The organism is Pseudoalteromonas sp. SWN166, assembly GCF_015864485.1.
Taxonomy (GTDB): Bacteria; Pseudomonadota; Gammaproteobacteria; order Enterobacterales; family Alteromonadaceae; genus Pseudoalteromonas.
In genome coordinates this window covers 1-20,381 of sequence record NZ_JADYXB010000013.1, presented here as the reverse complement: position 1 = coordinate 20,381, position 20,381 = coordinate 1, and the positions used below count along the sequence as shown (strand labels likewise).

At 37.7% G+C, this 20,381-nt stretch carries 16 protein-coding genes and 1 pseudogene; 7 read left to right on the top strand and 10 right to left on the bottom strand.

The window, feature by feature from the left end; translation table 11 throughout:
- Window positions 1-11: 11 nt before the first annotated feature.
- Entirely contained in the window at window positions 12-914 is a 903-nt protein-coding gene (locus I6F49_RS09865; RefSeq protein WP_165741399.1) for an alpha/beta fold hydrolase, read from the bottom strand.
- Between the two features lie 128 nt (window positions 915-1,042).
- Between I6F49_RS09865 and rlmF the strand changes: the two genes are divergently transcribed.
- Both rlmF and ltaE read left to right on the top strand, forming a co-directional pair.
- Entirely contained in the window at window positions 1,043-1,975 is a 933-nt protein-coding gene (rlmF, locus tag I6F49_RS09860; protein ID WP_165728408.1) for a 23S rRNA (adenine(1618)-N(6))-methyltransferase RlmF, read from the top strand.
- A gap of 40 nt (window positions 1,976-2,015) precedes the next feature.
- Entirely contained in the window at window positions 2,016-3,020 is a 1,005-nt protein-coding gene (ltaE, locus tag I6F49_RS09855; protein ID WP_197160450.1) for a low-specificity L-threonine aldolase, read from the top strand.
- On the opposite strand, the gene I6F49_RS09850 is transcribed toward ltaE, so the two are convergent.
- The 7 genes and pseudogenes from I6F49_RS09850 to I6F49_RS09820 form a co-directional block, all read right to left on the bottom strand.
- Window positions 2,994-3,587 carry a thymidine kinase gene (locus I6F49_RS09850; RefSeq protein WP_007582344.1) on the bottom strand — a complete coding sequence of 198 codons (594 nt, stop codon included), beginning with the start codon at window positions 3,585-3,587 and terminating at the stop codon, window positions 2,994-2,996. The two genes, ltaE and I6F49_RS09850, sit on opposite strands and share 27 nt — an antisense overlap.
- Window positions 3,588-3,640: 53 nt before the next feature.
- Window positions 3,641-4,111, bottom strand: a complete 471-nt coding sequence (locus I6F49_RS09845; protein WP_166421152.1) for a methylated-DNA--[protein]-cysteine S-methyltransferase — start codon at window positions 4,109-4,111, stop codon at window positions 3,641-3,643.
- Window positions 4,111-5,474, bottom strand: a pseudogene (locus I6F49_RS09840) (DNA-3-methyladenine glycosylase 2 family protein). The gene I6F49_RS09845 and the pseudogene I6F49_RS09840 overlap by 1 nt, the downstream one beginning before the upstream one ends.
- Window positions 5,475-5,548: 74 nt before the next feature.
- Window positions 5,549-6,160 (bottom strand): superoxide dismutase, encoded by a 612-nt coding sequence (locus tag I6F49_RS09835; protein ID WP_165740466.1) that lies wholly within the window; start codon window positions 6,158-6,160, stop codon window positions 5,549-5,551.
- Between the two features lie 16 nt (window positions 6,161-6,176).
- Window positions 6,177-6,683, bottom strand: coding sequence for a hypothetical protein (locus I6F49_RS09830; RefSeq protein ID WP_197180144.1), 507 nt, complete (start codon window positions 6,681-6,683; stop codon window positions 6,177-6,179).
- Window positions 6,684-6,763: 80 nt separating this feature from the next.
- A complete protein-coding gene (locus I6F49_RS09825; protein WP_197180142.1) occupies window positions 6,764-7,246 on the bottom strand; it encodes a GNAT family N-acetyltransferase in 483 nt (160 codons plus the stop codon).
- 12 nt (window positions 7,247-7,258) lie between these two features.
- Complete coding sequence (locus tag I6F49_RS09820) at window positions 7,259-12,022, bottom strand: PAS domain-containing protein (protein ID WP_166421150.1); 4,764 nt, start codon at window positions 12,020-12,022, stop codon at window positions 7,259-7,261.
- A 252-nt stretch (window positions 12,023-12,274) separates the two neighbouring features.
- Between I6F49_RS09820 and I6F49_RS09815 the strand changes: the two genes are divergently transcribed.
- The 5 genes from I6F49_RS09815 to bfr (I6F49_RS09795) all read left to right on the top strand — a co-directional run bounded on the left by I6F49_RS09815 (window position 12,275) and on the right by bfr (I6F49_RS09795) (window position 17,699).
- On the top strand, window positions 12,275-13,150 hold the full coding sequence (locus I6F49_RS09815) for a cation diffusion facilitator family transporter (RefSeq protein WP_166421149.1): 876 nt from the start codon (window positions 12,275-12,277) through the stop codon (window positions 13,148-13,150).
- A gap of 57 nt (window positions 13,151-13,207) precedes the next feature.
- Window positions 13,208-14,272 carry a PepSY-associated TM helix domain-containing protein gene (locus I6F49_RS09810; protein ID WP_197180140.1) on the top strand — a complete coding sequence of 355 codons (1,065 nt, stop codon included), beginning with the start codon at window positions 13,208-13,210 and terminating at the stop codon, window positions 14,270-14,272.
- Between the two features lie 78 nt (window positions 14,273-14,350).
- A complete protein-coding gene (locus I6F49_RS09805; protein ID WP_197180138.1) occupies window positions 14,351-16,486 on the top strand; it encodes a TonB-dependent receptor in 2,136 nt (711 codons plus the stop codon).
- 265 nt (window positions 16,487-16,751) lie between these two features.
- Entirely contained in the window at window positions 16,752-17,222 is a 471-nt protein-coding gene (gene bfr / locus I6F49_RS09800) for a bacterioferritin (protein ID WP_002958985.1), read from the top strand.
- Between the two features lie 12 nt (window positions 17,223-17,234).
- Complete coding sequence (gene bfr / locus I6F49_RS09795) at window positions 17,235-17,699, top strand: bacterioferritin (RefSeq protein WP_197180135.1); 465 nt, start codon at window positions 17,235-17,237, stop codon at window positions 17,697-17,699.
- A gap of 66 nt (window positions 17,700-17,765) precedes the next feature.
- On the opposite strand, the gene I6F49_RS09790 is transcribed toward bfr (I6F49_RS09795), so the two are convergent.
- Entirely contained in the window at window positions 17,766-17,960 is a 195-nt protein-coding gene (locus tag I6F49_RS09790; protein WP_002960627.1) for a (2Fe-2S)-binding protein, read from the bottom strand.
- 437 nt (window positions 17,961-18,397) lie between these two features.
- Entirely contained in the window at window positions 18,398-19,297 is a 900-nt protein-coding gene (locus I6F49_RS09785; protein ID WP_197180132.1) for an HNH endonuclease, read from the bottom strand.
- Window positions 19,298-20,381 lie beyond the last annotated feature (1,084 nt).

Genomic DNA, 20,381 nt, shown 5'->3' with positions numbered 1-20,381 from the left:
GTCAACAGATCCTACAGATGTGCTTTAAACCAATTAAGTAAATCTTTAAATTGATCATCACGCGCACTTGGGTGGGTAAGCATATTAATATGATCGTAATCAAAATTATGCCCGTGTTTACGACCGTAAATTCGCATTTGTTGAATGCCAGGCCCTGATTCGTCCATAAACTTTTGAATATCGATTGGTTGCGCTAATGCTTTATCTTTTACCGCAGCAATATGAAGCGTTGGCGGTAAATGCAGGTTGTTTAGAGCTTTTGCATAATCAAAATTATCATCAGAATCTATCCATGGCTTCTTTTTAGCCCATTGCATACTTTGATAATGCGACTTTTGAGTTTCGTTATCGCTTCCCCACTTATAACCTTTAGCATTTAAATAGCCGTGTTTTTTAGCAAGTAAAGGTGCCATAAAATACCAAATTAAATTGGCTTGTAATAATTTTTGAGGATGGTTATTAAATAAAGAACGCTTAGAGCCAAAATACACACACGCTTTTACATCATTAATATACTCTGGAAAACGTGCAAACGCGCTGTTCATCAATACCCCGCCCCAAGAGTGAGCGACCCAGTAGTCAGGCTTCTTGCCTTCAATCAACTCTATTTGCTTAATAAAGGTAGGGATGTCTTCTAGGATAGACTCAGTTTGTCCATATTCGGACTCGCTCGAAATAATTGGCTTACTATCACCTCGTCCACGTAAATCAGCCACATAGCATCGGTACCCATGCTCAGCCAAAAAAGGGGCAAGCCCTTTATTAGAATGGGTGTAAAAAATTTTACCGTTTTCTACAGCTCCATGCATAAAAAATACGACAGGCCCTTGCTGATTATCATCGCTGATTCGACGTAAATGAAGTGTTTGGTGAGCGTCTAAATTGATAATTATTGATTGCTGAGAAATCGCCACAGTTATTCCTTTTTATTATTTTCAACTCATCCTACCAGCAATATTAAATATACCAAAGGAAATGTCTGCACTTTACTCATCAGCATTTGTTACAATCACCACATCATATCTGTTGTTAAAATGAAGCCATGAAAGAAAATAAAGCACGTTCAAAATTACACCCTCGTAACCTACATAAAAATGGGTACGACTTCGATTTATTAACAACAGAGCACCCTGCTCTACTGCCTTTTGTTATAACCACACCTGCAGGTACTAAAAGTATTGATTTTAGTGATAACAAAGCCGTTAAAACACTCAATCAAGCTCTTTTAAAAGCACATTATAATATTGATTTTTGGGATATTCCTGAGCACAATTTATGTCCACCTATACCTGGGCGTGTTGACTACATTCATTACTTAGCTGACTTATTAAGTGATGATAATCAACAACAAATACCTTTAGGTAAGCAAATTAAAGTGCTTGATATTGGCACTGGCGCTAACTTAGTTTATCCGCTTACTGGTACAAGTGAATATAAGTGGCATTTTACAGGGACTGATATTGATGCAGCTTCGGTAAAAATAGCAAAGCAAATTGCTCAGTTTAATAGTTTAAAAATAACCCTAAAACAACAAAAAAACGCATCACATATTTTTAAAGGCGTTGTAAATCAAAAAGATTTATACCATTTAACGCTCTGCAACCCTCCGTTTCATGCAAGTGAAGAAGAGGCAAGTAAAGGCAGTGAACGTAAATGGAAAAACCTAGGAAAAACACCCAGTAGCACGCTTAATTTTGGTGGTCATAATAATGAATTATGGTGTGAAGGCGGTGAAGTACAGTTTATCTCTAACATGATTAAAGAGAGCGAAGACTTTGCAGAGCAAGTACTGTGGTTTACGTCGTTAGTCTCTAAAAAAGATAATATTGCAGCCCTTGAAGAAGTATTAAAAGCCCACCCAATAGCACAATATAAAATAGTTGATATGGCACAAGGTCAAAAAATTAGCCGCTTTATTGCATGGAGCTACTTTGATAAAGAAACTCGTGAACAAATTTGTAGCGAGCTGGCTTAGTACCAATTTTATTAAAAACAATAAAAAGGATAAGGCAATCATGATAGATTTTCGCTCTGATACAGTTACAAAACCAACAAAAGAAATGCGCGATATTATGTACAGCGCACCGGTTGGTGACGATGTATACGGTGATGATGAAAGCGTTAACCAGCTAGAAGCTTATGCGTGTGAGCGTTTTAACTTTGAAGCTGCTCTTTATTGTAGCTCAGGTACACAAGCCAACTTACTTGCAATAATGGCGCATTGTGAGCGAGGTGACGAATACATTTGTGGCCAAAATGCTCACAATTATAAGTTTGAGGGCGGCGGCGCAGCTGTTTTAGGGTCTGTGCAACCACAGCCTATTGAAAATGAAGCCGATGGTAGCATCCCCTTCAGTAAAATAGCTGCAGCAATAAAACCAGACGATTGCCATTTTGCAAACACGCGATTACTTAGCTTAGAAAATACCATAGGCGGAAAAGTGCTCCCGCTTGAGTACTTAGCCCAAGCTCGTGACTTTGTTAATACGCATAATTTAGCGCTGCACTTAGACGGCGCACGTGCTTTTAATGCCGCTGTTGAGCTAAATATTGATATCACTGAAATCACAAAGCACTTTGACTCAATTTCTATTTGTTTATCTAAAGGTTTGGGGGCGCCCGTAGGCTCTTTATTATTAGGCTCACCAGCACTTATTAATAAAGCAAGACGATGGAGAAAAGTACTTGGTGGCGGTATGCGCCAAGCCGGAATGCTTGCAGCTGCCGGGCAGTTTGCACTTGAGCACAATGTAGAGCGCTTAAAAGACGATCATGCAAATGCACGTTATTTGGCTCAACAATTAAGTGAAATCAGTGGCTTTACTGTAGATATGAGTAACACCACTAATATGGTTTACGCAACATACACTAGCAGTATAAACATTGAAGAGATTGCTGAGGCACTTAAACAACAAGGTATACTATTTAGCCCAAGCAAGCAGCTTAGGCTAGTGACGCATTTAGATATTACGCGCGAAGATATTGATACATTTTTAAATGCTTTGTCGGCCCATATTTAACGCGGCTTTATAATGTTTGCGGCATACCGAAACGTATCGGTCATTGCCGCCAATTTCTACTTGGTTACCATCGGCTATTGCTTCACCATTTTCATCGGTACGCAGTACATGGTTTGCTTTACGTCCACAGTGGCATACAGTTTTAAGCTCAACTAACTTATCAGCCCACGCAAGCAAATATTGCGACCCTATAAATAGCTCGCCTCTAAAGTCGTTACGCAAGCCATAACACAATACCGGTATACCTAATTCATCAACCACATCGGTTAATTGCATTACTTGTTCTTTTGATAAAAATTGGCATTCATCAACTAATACACAATGGCGTTTTTTGTCGTTGTTAAGCGATTGAATAAGATCAAATACATCTTTACTAGCATCAAATACATGCGCGTCAGCTTGTAAGCCTATACGAGACGATACTTTACCCACGCCTTGTCTATCATCAATGGCTGCAGTAAGGATCACAGGTTCCATGCCACGTTCTTTATAATTAAATGCAGATTGTAATAACGTGGTTGATTTACCTGCGTTCATTGCAGAGTAGTAAAAGTATAATTGAGCCATTGCAGTGCCATTTTATAAAAAGTGCGCTTATGCTACCTTAATATTAAATTAATTTACATTAATCCTTCGTGTTTCAGTAACCAACGTTTTCTATCAAGCCCACCAGCATAACCCGTTAGCTTTGCATTTGCGCCAATGATCCTATGACAAGGCACGATTATGCTAATCGGGTTTTTACCATTCGCAGCGCCTACCGCTCTCACTGCTTTTGGGTTATTGAGTTGGTTTGCAATATAGCCGTATGTTTGCGACTGTCCAAAAGGTACCGTTAATAATGCTTGCCATACGCTTTGTTGAAATACTGTACCGTTTGTATCAAGTGGTACATTAAAAGTAGTGCGTTTTTTTGCAAAGTACTCGTTTAACTGCGCAGCGCAAATAAGCACCGCCTTGTTAGCGACTTGCTCAAATGGCGTATGAGGGTGCTCAACTGGAGGATAAAACCCGACGTAACTCACGCCTTTATTGGTCGCTTGAATAATTATGTCGTCTATTGGGCTTGAGATTGATGTTTGAATTATCATTATAATTGCTGCCAAAGTTGAAAAGTTAAGTAAGACCGAAAGGGAGCGCAATTAGCGGGCTCAAACGGGTTTGCCGCCGCTTGTGCTTTTTTAACACCTAAATCGCCATCAAGTAATATATCGGGTTGGCTTTGTCCTCGCAGCTTTGCGTAATTTACCGTCCAAGGGCCAATTCCCTTTAAAATAAGCCATTCGTCTAAATCGTCATTCTCAGGGTTTAAAGCACAAAACTGCGCTAAATTATGCAGTGCATTTTTACGCGCTTGTGGCATTTTAAAAAATGCAAAGTCACTATTAGCAACAATGTTAGCCGTAGGAAAGTAAATAACATCGCCCTCTTTTTCGCCTAATTCATCAACTAACGTTGTTACTAAATTATGCGCAGCAGTAACACTCACTTGCTGCCCAAGTACTGCCCAAGTACTGCCCTTATACCAGCTTCAAAGCTTGACCAAATTCCCGGAAGCCTGAGCCCTTCACACACTGCAAACGCATTGTTTATATTGGCGCTTAAATGCATTTGAATTAAATTAATATCGGCATCTAAATCAAGTACACGACGTATATTATTTATAACCGATTGCAAATAAGCCGTATTATCTATATTGATAGATACACTAAAATGGTTTTTACTCGCTATAAATTCAGCGGTAAAGCTTCCTTTATATTCCTCACTTGCAAAAGTGCGCCCGTAACTCGTTTGCGTTATCCACTCCATTGGTTTTATCAAACGCCTTTGTAAAAAGCTCTGCAAAGCAGGCCAATTATAAGGCGGCCTAAATGGTAGTGTTAAAGTGAGTGTTGATGCTGGTTTTTTATCGCCACTGCGCAGCTTTGAGGGAGCTATATTTAACTGCTGTAAAAAAGCATCATTAAAACGCCTAATACTTTTAAAGCCAGCGGCAAATGCTATTTCGGTAAGGGGTAAGTGTGTTTCTTGAATCAGTTTTTTAGCAAAGTGACACTGGTTAAATAATCGGTATTGCGTAATCGACACGCCAAAATACTGCTTAAATAACTGTCTTAAATAACGACTACTTACACCTAAACGAGCGGCTAATTTTTCGCAGTCGTGCTCATCATTTTGATCTATTAACTGTTTTGCTCTAAGTGCAGTTGTTTTTGTACCCTGCCATGCTGCGCTGCCTGGTGCGCTATCGGGTCTGCATCGTATACATGGCCTAAACCCAGCTTGGGCTGCATTATGTGCACACTGATAATACGTGACGTTTTTTTCATGAGCCGTTGGCGCAGGGCAAATAGGTCTGCAATAAATACCGGTACTTTTAACAGCAACATAAAAAAGCCCGTCAAAACGTGGATCGCGGCTCTGACGTGCTTTTTGCCAATGTAAAATGTCCATAAGCGACTCTATAAAATAACCTAATAGAGTCTAGCTTATAGAAAATAAACTGTATTACTAGCCATATTCGGAACTCAACTAATAGAAGCTAAGTAGCGCTTTTCAACTTCAGTCCAATTAATTACATTATAAAAAGCAGCGATATACTCAGGGCGCTTATTTTGATATTTCAAGTAATAGGCATGTTCCCATACATCAAGTCCCAAAATAGGGATATTCCCTTGCATTAAAGGGCAATCTTGATTAGCGCTATTTTGTACAATCAGCTTTTCATCTGGAGTGACGCATAACCACGCCCAGCCACTACCAAATTGGCTAATTGCAGCGGCTGTAAATTCCTCTTTAAATTCATCAAAACCGCCGAGTTGCTCATTTATAGCTTGGGCCACAATACCTTCAGGTTTACCACCTCCTTGCAGGCTCATTACTTGCCAAAACAAACTGTGATTAAAGTGCCCACCTACGTGTTCTTGAACCGCTTTTTGCAATTGAGTGGGCAGCTTACTTATATTAATAAGTAACTCCTCAGCATTTACGTTGGCATATTCAGTGTTCTCTAATGCTGTATTAGCCTTATTTATGTAGGTTTGATGATGTAAAGTATGATGAATATACATTGTTTTACTGTCTATATGAGGCTCAAGCGCATCGTATTCATAATTAAGTGCTGGCAAGGTAAACGCCATAAATTACTCCTTTATTTTAATGTAGCAGGCTGTTTGTTGAGTCTTTAGAACATAAGCAAAAATTCACTTGCTCAATCAGTTCTGGAAAAGAAGGATAACGCTGTGCAAATGCAATAAGTTCAGCAGAGGTTTTGAGGTAATGATGCTTACTCACTTTTTGTATATCGTAATGAGTATGCTTAATTAATGAAGAGAGTGTTAAGTGTACTTCGCATAACCATTTACATGCATTTTCAGGCTGTTGCATAGCAATATAGGTATCAGCTAAATTATGTGAAGCAACAACAAGTGCGGGTATACAATGCTCAATAGCATGAATGGCATTATTATTAATCTGAGCGTATAAAAACTGCTGAAGGAGATGATCTGCGAGTGTTTTGGCTAATAAGTATTTATCGCGTGCTTCGAGTAAAGCACCTTGTTCAAATGCATAATTACCTTGCATTATGTTCGACTGCCAAGGGCTTAATGCTTGTTCAAAATAGAGTAGATCTGGCTGGGGCTGTTTTTGACTTGAGATCATATAATCATCTGCACATTTAATTATTGAGTGTGTATTTAACTTACACACCCAACAACGCAAATGCAAATGATTTTCATTAACTATTTAGCGAAATCTAATAATTCCTGCCCTGTTAAGCGATATATAATCCATTCGTTTTGTGGCTTTGCACCAATGCTATTGTAAAAATCGATAGCGGGTTTATTCCAATCAAGGACCACCCATTCAAAACGGCCACAGTTATTACTAATCGCATTATTAGCTAAGTGCTTCATAATGGCTTTGCCTGCACCATTGCCACGACTATCAGGGCTTACATATAAATCTTCTAGGTACAGGCCATTTTTACCTAACCAGGTAGAGTAATTATAAAAATATACTGCAAAACCAATTGGCTCATCGCCTTCTAAACAAATTATGCTGTGCGCGGTTGATCCTTCGCTAAACAAAGTATCTAGAATTGCTTGTTCATCTGTTTTTACCGCATCAGGTTCTTTTTCGTATATGGCAAGTTCGGTAATAAAGTGCAAAATTGTTTTTGCGTCACTTGGTTTTGCATCACGTATTATAACGGGGTTACTCATTGTATTTTGACCTTAAATATACAGCTCTAATTTATCTTTTAAAATATCTAATTGAATAGGCTTACTCAAGTAATCATCCATTCCAGCAGTTATACAGCGCTCTTTATCGGAGTCCATTGCATTAGCAGTGATAGCAATAATTTTTATATTTTTGTGCTGCTCACCCGCGACCCCTTCGCGTATAGCTGCAGTTGCCCCAAAGCCATCCAAAACTGGCATTTGGCAATCCATAAGTACAAGCTTAAAGAATCCTGAATCATGCGCTTTTAATATATCAATTGCCAATTGACCATTCCCGGCAATCGTAACGTCACAATTAAGCTTTTTGAGCATTAATTTAGCCACCTGTTGGTTAATGGGATTATCTTCTACAAGTAGTATTTGGGCAGATTCCTGCACCTTTTCTTTTTTAAGTGACGAAATATAGCCTGACGTAACAAGTGGAAGTGTCTCGCCTGCATCATTACTCGTTATAACCGACAGTGCAGAAATTAAATCGGCAGTGGTCACAGGTTTAGGAAAATATGCCTGAAAGCCAGCGTCAGAATAACGCTGAGCGCCTTCCATACCAGCAATACTGGTCATCATTACAAGTGGCATTGATTTATAATGTGCATGTGCTTTTAGTGCTTTACAAAGCTCTATGCCGTCCATTCCTGGCATTTGCATATCAAGCACTGCAATATCGTACATACAATTTTTGCTTTCATATTGCTGCGCGCACATATCAAGTGCTTGATGTGCATCGCATGCAAGCGCAACCTTAGCGCCCCAATGCTCAAGCTGTTGTAAAATTACAATTCGATTTGTTTCGTTATCATCAACAACTAAAACCGTTAACTCTTTCATATTAATATTAGGAATATAACGCTCTTTTTGATCGCCAGGGGTCAGCATTATAGTGGCAGTAAAGGTACTTCCTTCGCCGGCTTCACTACTAAGAGAAATTGCCCCACCCATTAGCTCACAAAGCTGCTTACAAATAGCCAGCCCTAAGCCACTGCCCCCGTATTCACGCGTTGTTGATGCATCTACTTGAGAAAACGGAGTAAATAATTGCTGCTGTTTTTCTAAACTGATCCCTATACCTGAGTCTTTTATACTGACAATAAATTCTAAGCCTTGAGCCACTTTATTAATTTTCGCACTTACAACAACCTCGCCTTTACTCGTAAACTTAACGGCGTTACTTAGTAAATTAGTAAGTACTTGGCGAATTCGCCCAGGATCACCGCATAACTGCGAAGGCTCAAGTGCAACCAAATCCAAAATTATTTCAATCCCTTTGTCTTGAGCTGTAAATGCTTGCGCGGCAGCAACTTCACCAATTAAATCGCGGGCATTAAAGTTAATTTCTTCAAGCTCAATTTTACCCGCTTCGGCTTTAGAAAAGTCCAAAATATCGTTAATTACACCCAATAAAGAGTGTGCACTTGTTTTGGCTATATCGACTTTTGTTTCTATTGGTTTAGGAAGTGACTCTAATTGAACAAGCTCTAACATACCAAGTACACCATTCATTGGCGTTCTTATTTCGTGACTCATCGTTGCTAAAAATTGGCTCTTAGCAATAGCTGCATCCTCTGCTTTTACAAGCGCAATTTTAAGCTCTTCACTAATTACTTTTCGTTTTTGAGAAACCAACGTACTGCCCACTAAAGTAGCTAATGATCGAAGATAGGTTTCTTCACTTTGCGTCCAATAGTGGTGCTCGCCAACAGTTTCAGCACATAAAACACCTAAATTACCATCGCCTGTTGCTATAACAGCATCAAGTATTGATTTAATATCGAGTGGTTTTGCATACGCTTCTATAAAATCAACAGTGGCCGGGTGAGTATAAACATCATCAATAGCCACTAAGTTTTGCTCATAAATGGCGTTATAATATGCAGGATAGTCTTTAGCAGTTAAAACAGCATCTGTATCTACAAACCCTTGCCCATCTATATATAAGCTATGACACGCCATTGCGTCTCGTTGTTCGTTAAAAATCCATACCGACGCACGTGCAATATTTAGCACTTCACACATAGATTTAACCGCTAGCTTTTTAACTTGCTCTACATCACTATTTTGTACTTCAGGTGCAACCGTAAGCGCGGCTAAGTTTTTGTTATATCTGTTGGCTTTTTCGCTTTCAAGTTCAAGGCGTTTATGTGCGTCAATACTTTGAAATGAGCCAAAAACACGCACACATTTACCACCTTTAAACTCTGTTTGCCCCATCGATTTAACCCAGCGTTCTTGCCCAGCATAGGTTAAAATAATAAGTTCAACACTCCAGCTTTCGCCTAATGTCACTGCGCATTCAAACAAAGTATTTATAGTATCTCGGTGCACTCCTGGTTTATAAAAATCAATTGCGGTATCTATGCTAGGCTCAAAACCCTCTGGTACTTCGTGGATAACTTTAACTTCATCAGACCAATAAAGCGTATGTGCTTCTAAGTCAATTTCCCATGCCCCAATCTGCCCTTGCTTACTCATTGACTCTAGCAAGCTTTGCTGACGATTTATTTTTAATTGCGTATTGTATCGCTCTGTAATATCTAAAATAAATCCATCTAAATACAAAACGTTACCAGTTTCATCGTAAATCGCTTGGCCTTTTTCATTTACCCAATGCAAAGAGCCATCGCGAGCTGTAATTCTATACTCAACAGACCATGACTGCTTAGCACTGGCACAGCGTAAAATTTCAGCTTTTATTTTTTTAGAATCGTCTTCGCATATTAAATCAAAAAAGCTTAGAGCATCATTGCCTATCAACTCATCAGGTGAATAGCCTGTTATCTCACTTGCTTGCTCACTCATATAAAGCGTGCTTAATTTATCATCAAATTTACACCGATAAATAATACCCGGTATATTTGATACCAAAGATGCAAATCTATCTCGGCTTCCTTGCAGTTCAAGTTCAGTTGCTTTTTTATCTGAGATATCTAAGTGAGTACCTATCATTCGCTTAGGCGAACCATCACTATTCCATTCAACCACTTTAGCTGTATCAAGCACCCACACCCAGTGGCCATTTTTATGCTTCATACGCGCTTCACTTTCGTAGTAATCTGTTTCGCCTGCAAAGTGCGCTTTTAGCTTTAAGTCTGATTCAATTAAATCCTCTGGGTGAATAAATTTATACCAAGTTTGTATTGTACAAGGCTCTATTTCGCTGAGTTTATACCCTATAATTTCAGCCCAACGGTTATTTAAAACAGCTACGTTAGTATCAATATACCAATCCCAAATACCTACAGCAGTTGTATCTATCACTAACTGCAACTGTGTTTTATGCTGCTCAAGTTCTAGTTCTTGCAGTTTAAGAAATGTCATATCGGTACGAATAGCAATATAGCTTTGCGGTTTACCGCTTTCATCTAAAAATGGCGCAATGGTCGTATCTACCCAATAAAAACCACCATGCTTCGCTTTATTGCATATTTGCCCGTTCCATACATCTCCGCGTTTAAGCGTTTGATACATATTTTTAAAAAATTCTTTTTCGTGCTTTCCTGAATTTAAAATACGGTGGTTTTGACCTATTAATTCATGCTCATCATAGCCACTAATTTCACAAAATTTCTTATTTACAAAAGTAATGGTGCCATGCAAATCAGTTACTGCAACAATGGCATGTTCATCTAATGCGCTTTTTTGTTCAGCTAATTGTTTTAATGCAATTTGAAGCGCAGAGCGTTGTTTTTGCAGTATGCTTTGCTGTTCTGCTTTTACGGCCACTAACTTACGCAGGCCTAATGAAAGCTGATTAAACTCTATGCTGTCGTTTATTATTGGCACTTTAACCACATCACCTTTGGTAATGTTTTCAACAATTTTAGCTAAGTTAATTAAAGGACGAGAAAGCCGACGACCAAACCACCACGACGACGTTAATATAAGTAGTAATGCCCCCATATTTGTTAATATAGCGAGCTGCTTATAATAATTAGATCCTTGCAATGCAACGTCTTTTGGTTTTGATACAAGTAATTGCCAACCAGATTCATTTAAAAACTCTAAAGAATTAATATACCCATATAAAGTGGCTTCATCTTTATTACTATAAGAAAAAACACGTTGTGTTGGTGAGCCATTCTGAGAGAAAAATAGTGGTTGGGCATCGTTTGTATTATTACTTTTTTGAATTTTATTATTGTGCATAACATAAAATGTTATGTCTTTATTAGCTGTGTGTATTTTACTTAGATTATTCAATAAGCCGTTTAAATTTATATCTGCGAGCAATATGGTTTGTAACTTATTTTCGTCATTTAATACCGGTAAACCAATAATATGATACTCACGCCCTGAGACAGTCATTGACTGAAATTGAATTTCTCCTGTATTTTTAATACCAGAACGAATGTCGTTAAAACGTTGGTCTTTAATAACATTAAAAAAGGGGGATTTAGGGAGTGAATTAACGAGGTCTACATCAATAAGCTCTACATTATTAACAAAGTCGTACTGCTCAACAAATTGACTGATTAATTTTTGCTTTTTAGCAGGGCTAATATCAAGCTGTGTCCTAAGCAAATATAGGTCTGTAACATGGTCCGCAAACCAAATATCAGCAAATTGCTTACCTATATTATTTAGCTCGTTTAGTTCAGTGTCTGCATTTTGTTTAAGGGTGCGATTTACGTGTTCAAGACTAAACCAAGTAAGTATACAAAGTGGCCCTAAGGCTATAATTATAAAGGTTATAATTAACTTACTTCGAACAGATTGTCCTTTACCTGTTAATTCACCAAAGTTTAAACCTTTGTCCATGCTTAATACCCAGCAGCTTTTAATCATTTAATATTACTTACATTAATGCACTAAATATATAAAGACGCAAGTTTTGAGCTGTAAACTCCTTAAAAAATCGACATTTAGCGTTACAATCTTAAATTCGCGCATTCAAAAAAAGTACGTCTTTATTACTAACTTACAATTGCGTTCATTTACACTATAACTCCTGTAGCTGTTTTAAATCACCCATGATATAAGCAATATTAAATCAAAGCATTTGAGAGCATTATGGCGCACGATCACTCACATAGTCATGTAGACGAAAACCAAAGCAATAAACAACTCACCGTTGCTGTGGTTATTAATGTATTGCTAACCGTAGCCCAAGTTATTGGCGGGATATTTTCGGGCAGTTTGTCACTTATAGCCGATGCCCTTCATAATTTAAGTGATGCTGCCGCTATATTTATAGCCTTGGTTGCACGTAAAGTTGGTAATAAACCTGCTGACGGCACTCATCACTTTGGCTATAAACGCGCAGAAATACTCGCCACACTTTTTAATAGCAGTACATTAATATTAATTGGCGTGTATTTAATTTTTGAAGCCATTTCGAGCTATTTAAACCCTCAACCAATTAATGGCTGGATAGTTGTGTGGGTGGCAGCAATAGCATTGGTAATCGATTTAGCAACCGCATTTTTAACCTACCGAGCAGGTGCAAATCACAGCATAAATATAAAGGCGGCTTTTATCCATAACGTATCTGATGCAATGGCGTCTATTGTGGTAATTATTGCGGGCACCTTAATTATTTTATACCAATGGTACATTGTCGATTTAATTGCCACTGTACTTATTTCTATCTATGTAATTTATCATGGCATTTTACTATTAAAGCAAAGCTGCAAAATTTTAATGCAAGCAGCACCCAATAACATCGACACACATGCTATATCACATGCTATTGGTAGTGAATTTAATATCGAGTCTGTAACCAGTATTAAGCTTTGGCAACTAGACGATAAAGAAAACTACTGCGAGCTTGTTATTAGCACTCAGCAAGCAATTGATTTGCCAACCTTAAAAAGCTTTTTACACGACAATTTTAATATCGAAAACTGCATAATAGAAATCCAACCAAATACACAACTATTTAATTGAAAACAGCTCGTATTATCATTTACAATGTTGCCATTAACTCATAATGAGATACCGTTTTTGAAACTTTGGTTACGTAGAATTCATTTAGGCCTTGCCCTTATTAGCGGACTATTTTTATTAATAGTGAGCTTAACCGGTGCTGTTATGATTTATGCAAAAGACATACAGCACTTAATAGAACCCGCAAAATGGCAAGTAACACCACAAGCAAATTTAATGCCTTACGATGAGCTTATACAAAATGTACAAGCTCAAACTAAGCAAAAAATCACCTTTTTTATGCCCGAGCAAGCACCAGAAACTGCATGGCAATTTAGGTTAGCTAATAAATACTACGCCAGTGTTGATCCCTACTCAGGGAGAGTGCTAAACGTCTATGAATCAACCGATACGATTTATGGGTTTGCTATGGGATTACATCGTTGGCTGTTGTTTGAAGACAGTGAGGGTGAAAAAACCTTTAGAAATTGGATGTCGGTGTGTGCATTGCTACTTTTAATAAATGTATTACTCGGCTTTTATTTATGGGTAAAACCTAAAAACAGAATTAAGCGTTTAGCTATAAAACCAAAAGCCAAATTTAGAGTGCTCATGTATCAATTACATACCGTACTGGGTGTTTACTTTTTTATACCGCTGGTACTTATTGCCTTCACTGGCATGGCATTTAATTGGAAAACACAAACTCAATCGGTATTAGAATTTGTAACGTTTAATAAAGTAGAACAAAGGCCTAAAGCACCGAAAATAATACAGCCCTCTCAGGCTACTTTAGACTATAACAAAGCAATTAAAAATGCAGAGAACGTATTTCCAGATGGCAAAGTATATAGAATTTATTTACCTAAAAAAGCCGACGAAGCAATAGCACTGAGAATGCAAAACCCTGGCGAAAGCCACGCTTACAGTTGGGTGTGGACCAACCCATTTACTGGTAAAGTATTAAACTCATTTGACGCCAGTAAAACTAACTTCACAACACAAGCATGGAACTTTAAGTATAAGTTTCACATTGGTGATTTTGCAGGTCCTATAGTGCAGTTTTTATGGTTATTAATAGCCCTTTCACTCGCGTTTTTTATTGTAAGCGGTGTGTATTTTTGGTTAAAACGCCATAAATAGAAATAAATCTCATTAACACTTGCGTCATTAGTTGATAATAATTACCATTACGGAAATTATTATCAACTAAGACACCCCATGTTAAAAACTTCGCTTTGCCTTATTGCTGTTGCAATAAGTGCTAACACGTTAGCAAATGAAAATAATAAAAATGAATACACTTCTGATCAGTTAGAGCACGTGATTGTATCTGGCAGCCGCATATCAGAAAGCATAGACGAAGTACCCGCCTCTATTACCGTTATTAATCAGCAACAAATACAACAGCATTTAAAAGTAAGTTCAGAACTAAGTAGTTTACTCGCGCAAATGGTTCCTGGCCTTGCCCCAGATACTGGCAGTTCAAGCAATTCTGGGCAAACACTACGCGGCCGTGCGCCTTTAATAATGATTGATGGTGTACCGCAATCAACCCCTCTTCGTAATGGTTCTTTAGGCGTAAAAACGCTTGATGCAAGTGCCATAGCGCGCATTGAAGTCATAAAAGGCGCAACGTCTATTTATGGTAATGGTGCCTCAGGTGGCATTATTAACTACATAACAAAACAGGCTCGCAGTGATGGTAAGCCTGAAGGCGAAATAAGTATTTCAAGTCGCTTTAGTGCGGTTAAATTAGCAGAAAGTGGCGGCGGTAGAATATCGGCAGCGGTAAACGGTAAGCTCGATAAACTAAGCTATCTGTTAACAGCAAGCTATGAAGAAAACGGCGTACAACGCGATGCAGAAGGCGATATTTTAGGTTTACAATATGGTTTATCCGACTCTGAAACTCAAAACTATTTTACCAAACTAACTTATGATTTTGACGACGAAAAGCAACTGCAGTTTAGCTATAACTTTTATAGTTCACAGCAAAAAACTGATTTAGGCGATGTTACTGGCGATGTCAATATAGGGGAAAAAACATACGCTATACACGTCCCCTTAGCGCTTCAAAAACAAGGTAAACCGCAAGGCCCAGAAGGCAACGAAAATATAACCCTAAAATATGTTGATTACGCGTTGTTTGAAAACACACAAATGACCCTCGATCTGTATAAACAAAATATAGAAAACGTGTTCTTTTTCTCAACCGCTTTAGCCAATCTTGATGAAGGTTATAGCGGTGGTCAATCGGTTATTAAGTCAGATAAACAAGGGGCAAGAGCCACATTTAACAGCCAGTTTGATTTTGAAAACGTAACCGCTACTTTAATTTATGGAATTGATGCTTTAAACGATAAAACATCGCAACCTTTAGTGGATGGTCGTGTTTGGGTGCCAGAAATGGACATGGAAAGTGTTGCTGGCTTTTTACAAACCAAATGGGTAATAAACGACAACATTATTGTAAAAGCGGGTGTAAGAAACGAAAGCATTGATTTGAGCGTAAGTGATTATCAAACACTAAAGCTGTGCAGAACCGCATCACAATGTTCAGTGCCATTAAGTGTTCGTGGCGACACCATTAATTACGATGCAACAACCTATAATGCAGGCATTAAATATAATTTAACAGATACCTTTAGCCCGTTCTTTAGCTACTCACAAGGCTCTGACATTTCTGATATTGGTCGCTTACTTCGCGCAGCGACCGTTGACGATATTGCGCTAATTCAAACACAAGCTTCAATAATCGATAATTACGAAGTTGGTTTTACCTCACAGTTTGAAAACGTGCGTTTTGAATTTGCACTTTACAGAAGTACCTCAGAGCTTGGTACAAGTAATGAGTATAATGAAGTAACGGGTGTTTACGAACCTGTACGTGCACCACAAGAAATATGGGGTTACGAAGGGTTAGTTAACTACACTATTACCCAAGACCTTAAATTAAGTGCCACATACAGTTACGTAGAAGGTAAAAACACCGAAGCTGATGACTATCTAGGCGCAAGCCAAATTAGCCCACCTAAAGCCACTGCTAATTTAACATGGCAAACAAATGACGAACTATCACTTGCTATGAGCTTTTTATATGTAGGCGACAGAAAGCGTTTTGATAAAAATGCGCAAGGCCAATACTCTGGCGATCAGGGCCCTGTTAGTAGCTACAATACATTTAACTTAAGTGGCCTATACAATGTTAACACTCAATGGAGTGGGTATTTTGGAATAGAAAACCTGTTCAATAGCGATTACTACACTGCCCGCGCACAGGCTTACACCTACGGTGGATATAACATTAAAGGCTTAGGCACAACCGCAACGCTGGGTGCTAAATATCAATTTTAACAAATAAGCGCACGTTATAGGCATGCCCTGCATGCCTATATGCTCAACTAATCCCGCATAAATAAACGTCTCAATTTTTATCTAGCAGTCATGATCTTGTATTAGATGCTAATACAAATAAAAAACTGTCCATAAACCAAGCAGTAACGCAAACTTAAATAAGAATCAAAACCAATAGTAACACAATGATTTTTATAGAGAAAACTTGCAATGTAGGCTATTTGTACTACACTGCATACAATTGAAATAGTTAAGGCGATTTATCATGAAAGGTAATCAAAAAGTAATCGATGCGTTTAATACATTGTTAGCTAACGAATTAGCAGCAATCGATCAGTATTTTATACACTCGCGCATGTATGACGACTGGGGTTTAAACAAGCTATACGAGCGCCTTAACCATGAAATGGAAGAAGAAAAAGATCACGCAGACTGGCTTATTAAGCGCATCTTGTTTTTAGAAGGTGTACCAAATATGACTAAGCGCCGTGATTTACTTATCGGTAACGATGTAAAAAGCATGATGCAAAACGATTTAACACTAGAGCTTGAAGTAGTTGCGTGTGTTAAAGATGTAATCGCAATATGTGAAGAACAACAAGATTATCAATCTCGTAGCATTTTAGAAAAACTGTTATTTGATACCGAAGAAGACCATGTTTACTGGTTAGAGCAGCAACTTGGCTTAATTGATAAGATTGGTTCTGAAAACTATCATCAAGCACAAATGGCTTAGTAGGAGCATATTATGAAAGGCGATAAAGACGTTATTGCAGCGCTTAATAAAGTACTCGCTAATGAGCTTGTTGGTATTAACCAATACTTTTTACATGCACGCATGTTTAAAGATTTTGGTTTCACTCAACTAGACAAAGCAGATTACAAAGTATCAATTCAAAAGATGAAAAACGCCGATCGTTTAATCGAACGTATTTTGTTTTTAGAAGGCTTACCAAATCTTCAAGACTTAGGTCGATTACGTATTGGTGAAAACAGCGAAGAAATGATTGCAGCTAACATGAGTTTTGAACTTGATACTATTACCGAGTTGCAAAGCGCAGTAAAACTGGCTGAAAGCAAAAAAGATTACATTACCCGTGAAGCACTTGATCACATTTTAAATGAGCAAGAAGAGCAAATTGACTGGTTAGAAACCCAGCAATTACTTATTAAAAATACGGGTATTAAAAACTACTTACAATCTCAACTGTAAATAGTAACAAGCATAAAAAAAGCAGCTAAAAAGCTGCTTTTTTTATATCTAAATTTTTATATGTAATTAAGCAACTTGATCCGTTACATCAGCAATTTGAATAAGTCTGCGATTAAGGATCTTTTTAGTACAACCACAACACTTACCACATTGGCTGCCTACTTTAAGCTCTTTAGTTAATTCACGCATGGTCGTTGCACCATCGTCAATTGTTTGCTCAATTTTTTTATCGGTCACACCGTGACATAGACAAATATACATGAATACAAACCACTCTCAATTTCATTTAGTAGGTGCATACTAATCTAAACGAAAATGGTTATCAATTGTTATTTGAAAATATATGTATTTTTTGAAATTTTTTTGGCCAGCGCCACTTAAGTCGAGAATTCGCGGCAGCTTGAGAATAGTTTTAATTTTAAGCAAGGTGTGGCACTCAGATTGAGATTTATTAATTAGAGTCCACCTTAAATCTAAGTAAGATTAGGTTTAGGTAAATATCTGAATGGTTGAGAATTAATTACTTTAGGCTTTAAAAAACTTAATGTATCAATACGGAGTTTATGGATGGGTGATTTCCGGTTTGTGCCATAAGCAGTCATTGGTAACGCCCAAATAAGGGAAAAAATAGTTTGTTAAAATAAGCGACGAAGAGACAAAAACCAACTGCTTTTTGTTCTGTTAATTGCTTGTTAGGTTTATTTTGTGCGTTCAAGAATTTCTTTCAGATTTTCTAAAGAAAGCATCGGTTTAGCTCGATGTAATATTCGATGACAATTTGAACAGACTACTGCTAAATCAGACAACTCTGTCTTAATTACACCATCACACTTATGCAAAGGTATCAAATGATGAATTTCACAAAATTCTTTACCTGCTTCACCATAAACATCAAAGAAATCAAAATCACAAGCCTCACATTTCAAAAATCCATTTTCAGCTAGGACTTTATTTCGCTTTTTCTTAATAATACTTGAATCACGTTCACGGGCTATATGAGCTCTTAAACGAGGATTCCCTTCAACTCCAAAAGCTTCTTCGTCTATATCTGGAGTTTCATCAATCTCTGTAATCCCGTTAATTAAATTTTTTACTTTTGTTACATGAACTAAACTATCATGGGAATCTGCGTACCAAACATTACTTTGACCAACGCCTCCTTTTACTGCCCTAGGAATCAATAATGTACGCTTTTCTATAGGTAATAAAACTGTATTTTCCCATAATGCTTTTACACGATATGTATCAACACCATTAAGACTTTGCTCTTTTGATGGCTGTAGTAATTTTTGTTTGTCTCTGTAAACAGTCGCATCTTTATACCAACCGATCACAGCAGTCCCACCAGTTTCAGGGCCAGCTAACCAAACAACGGTTACTCCTTCAATGTATGACGATTTTTTATCCGCTCCAAGCCTTTCAATTTTTATTTGACCTGTTGGTTGTACGTAACCAAATACGGTTCCATCAACATTGGAAAAATTGCAAACCTCATGGCCAATCTCTGTTTTGTTATAAGCCCCGCCTCGCTCAATATTGTCACCATCGATGCCTTCATATCGCTGCATCCAACCTATATTACAAAACAGAATTGTCATATTTACCCTTAAACCTAACGAGACTGTAGAATAACCCCAACAGCCAAATTCAATTAAAAAACGAGCTCCTGTAATTAACTCTAAGCGTTTTTAAAGCATTAGGTAATGTATTTAGAACCCATAAAACAGGCTGTTTTTCTTAAATATGAGTAATTCTACAGCCTCAACAGCTTTGTCAGAGGACACTTTCCCTATTTCAGCGCAGAAAAGTCCTTATTTCATGAGCTTCCATTAATAGCAAAAAGCATAAGTTATTGCTAGCTATAAATATTATGCTTACTGTAGTTTATATAAACATGTGAAAAAGAGGAAAGTGTCCTCTTATTCTTACTAAGTTAATAACGACACAACTGAATGACCGCTTGTCGCTGTGAGCTCAAATAAGACCCTGAAAAGTAGCTCATATAGCTATCTAGGTTAACACCGCTATCAAAAAACAGAAGTATATTTCCGATAACTACCTTTGAAGCCCTAGAAACGGAAGTTTACTTCCGAAATATGGCAATATAGGCTTAAAATCGGAAGTCTACTTCCGTTTTGTACTTTAAGATTATAAGCCGGTGTCTAGTGAAAGCTGGGAAATCCAAACTCGTTTCTGCCCCTTTATGATTCAGAGTAAAAGCTCATGCACACTTTGTTCATAACAACTTTCCCTACCAGTAGTTATCCGAATGCGACATTTAAAAGTGCTATTGGCTGATGGTGTTCGGACGGGATATTTTGAAAAAACTTGAGTTTAATTTTGCCGAGTATTTATCGTATTGCCAAAAATAATGATAATGAAATCTAATCTCAGTGAGGGCTATCAAGCTTTTTTAGTTTGCTGGATAACAGTATTCAGTATAATCTTATTATTTATAGTGACTTATGGTGGTTGAATGTCTAAAACAAGAGATAATCATTACGTACCTCAATGGCATCAAAAGGGTTTCTTTAGTGAAAGAGAAAATGAGCTTTGTCATCTTGTAGTGGTACAGTGATTTTGGCCACCCATTAAGAGAGAAATGTTATGCTAATAAGCATACAAATTTGGGTGAAAAAATGACGAAATTAAAACGCGCAACGTATTCTGCAGCAATAAAAT